The sequence below is a fragment of the Bradyrhizobium sp. genome, from assembly GCF_036009065.1.
GTDB lineage: Bacteria > Pseudomonadota > Alphaproteobacteria > Rhizobiales > Xanthobacteraceae > Bradyrhizobium.
In genome coordinates this window covers 1-2,126 of sequence record NZ_DASYMN010000097.1, presented here as the reverse complement: position 1 = coordinate 2,126, position 2,126 = coordinate 1, and the positions used below count along the sequence as shown (strand labels likewise).

At 62.2% G+C, this 2,126-nt stretch carries 2 protein-coding genes; both read right to left on the bottom strand.

Annotated elements, in window-relative coordinates; all coding sequences use genetic code 11:
• Positions 1-860 (bottom strand): aminotransferase class V-fold PLP-dependent enzyme (locus tag VGP39_RS05815; RefSeq protein ID WP_327567155.1); only part of this gene is annotated, 860 nt, incomplete at its 3' end.
• A 157-nt stretch (positions 861-1,017) separates the two neighbouring features.
• Positions 1,018-2,126, bottom strand: a 1,109-nt coding sequence (gene sufD, locus VGP39_RS05810) for a Fe-S cluster assembly protein SufD (RefSeq protein ID WP_327567154.1), incomplete at its 5' end; no start/stop codon positions are given.

Below are 2,126 nucleotides of genomic sequence, written 5' to 3'. Positions count from 1 at the left end.
GCCGGCGTGCCGGCCTCGAATTTGTGCGGCGGATCGCCATAGGTGACCCAGTCCCTTGCGACCTCGCGGATCATCTCGCCGCCGCCATTGTAGGGCCGCATCGCCACCAGATGCTCATGCTTGGCATAGAGCACGCCGATGCCGGTCGGACCGTACAGCTTGTGGCCGGTAAAGACGTAAAAGTCGCAGTCGATGTCCTGCACGTCGATTGTGAGATGCACCGCGGCCTGGCTGCCGTCGATCAAGACAGGAATCCCGCGCGCGTGCGCCAGCTTCACTACCTCCTTGACCGGAACGATGGTGCCCAGTGCATTCGACATCTGGGTGATCGCGACCAGTTTGGTGCGATCCGTGAGTTGTTTCTCAAATTCATCGATCAGGAAGTTGCCTTCGTCGTCGACATCAGCCCATTTAATCACCCCGCCGTGGCGCTCGCGCAAAAAGTGCCACGGCACGATGTTGGAATGGTGCTCCATGATCGAGAGCACGATCTCGTCGCCGGCCGTGATGTTGGGCTCGCCCCATGACGATGCTACCAGGTTGATGGCCTCGGTGGCGTTGCGGGTGAAGACGATTTCTTCGTTGCGTTTAGCATTGATGAACGTCGCGACCTTGGCCCGGCCGCCCTCATAGGCTTCCGTTGCCGCATTGGCGAGATAATGCAGCCCGCGATGCACGTTGGCGTATGTGGTCCTGTAGGCTTCGGTCATGCGGTCGAGCACGGCGAGCGGCTTCTGCGCCGATGCGGCATTATCGAGATAGACCAGCGGCTTGCCATAGATCTGCAGCGCCAGCGCCGGAAAGTCTTCCCGGACGCGGGCTACGTCATATGAGCCGTTTGAGACTGCGGGATGGGTCATTGCTCGCCTTTACTTCCAGTAGCCGTCATTGCGAGGAGCTCTTGCGACGAAGCAATCCAGTCTGAGCGCGGGACTCTGGATTGCTTCGCGGAGCCCGTCATCGGGCGGCGCTTTGCGCCGACCCGTTGGCTCGCAATGACGATGCAACATCTCGTTCCTAACCTCGTGCCGCCAGCCAGCGTTCCGCCGCGGCGACTGCCAGTTCGCGTAAATTGTCACTGACGATGGATTCGATGGCCTCCCCGACGAACGCCTGGATCAGCAGCGCCTGCGCTTCCTTCTCGGAAAGGCCGCGCGCGCGCAGATAGAACAGCAGGCTTTCGTCCAGCGCGCCGGTGGTGGCGCCGTGGCCACAGGTGACGTCGTCGGCGAAGATTTCCAGTTCCGGCTTGTTGTCGGCCTCGGCCTCGTCGGACAGCAGCAGCGCCCGCGTCATCATCTTGGCGTCGGTCTTCTGCGCCTTGGGCTGCACGATGATGCGGCCCTGGAACACCGAATGCCCGCGGTCGTCGACGACGGCGCGAAAAATTTCGCGGCTGGAGCAATTGGGCACCGCGTGATCCATGAACAGCGTGGTGTCGGCGTGCTGGCGGCCGTTGAGCAGGTTGACGCCGTTGGTCGTAACCTGCGAGCCCTCGCCGGCAAACGCGATGGTCGCCTGATAGCGGCTGACGCTTGCGCCTGAGGTCATGCCGAAGGTGTTGAAATGCGCATGCGCGCCGAGCGTCACCACAGATGAAGAAAGATTGAACGCGTCGCGACTGTCCTCGATCAATCTGACATGATCGAGCCGCGCGTCGTCGCCGATCGAAACGATCAGCGAATCATGGGCCTGATAGACCTTGACGCCATCGGCGGCAATGTAGCTTTCCACCAGGGTGGCGCTCGCGGACTTGCCGAGCTTCAGTAACGAGCGGGTGAACATCGCCGAAGGCGCGGCTGCGCTGGCGATATGAACGATATGCAGCGGCTGCGTCAGCACGGCGCTTTCGGCGACCTCGATCACCAGGCCGTCGGTCATCATCGCCGAATTCAGCGCCACCATCGGGTTGGAATTATCGGGCGAAAACAGCTGCGCCTGCAGCGCCGCGTCGCCAGCTTCCAGCACCTCGCGCAGCGTGCGGATGCCAAAACCCTTTTCCAGATCGCCAAGGTCGGACAGTTTTGGCGCGAACACGCCATCCACCAGCACCAGCCTGCGCACGCCGTCGATGGCGTGCAGTTTTAGGGCCGTGGCAGCGCGGGTCAGCGCCGCCGCATCCGGCG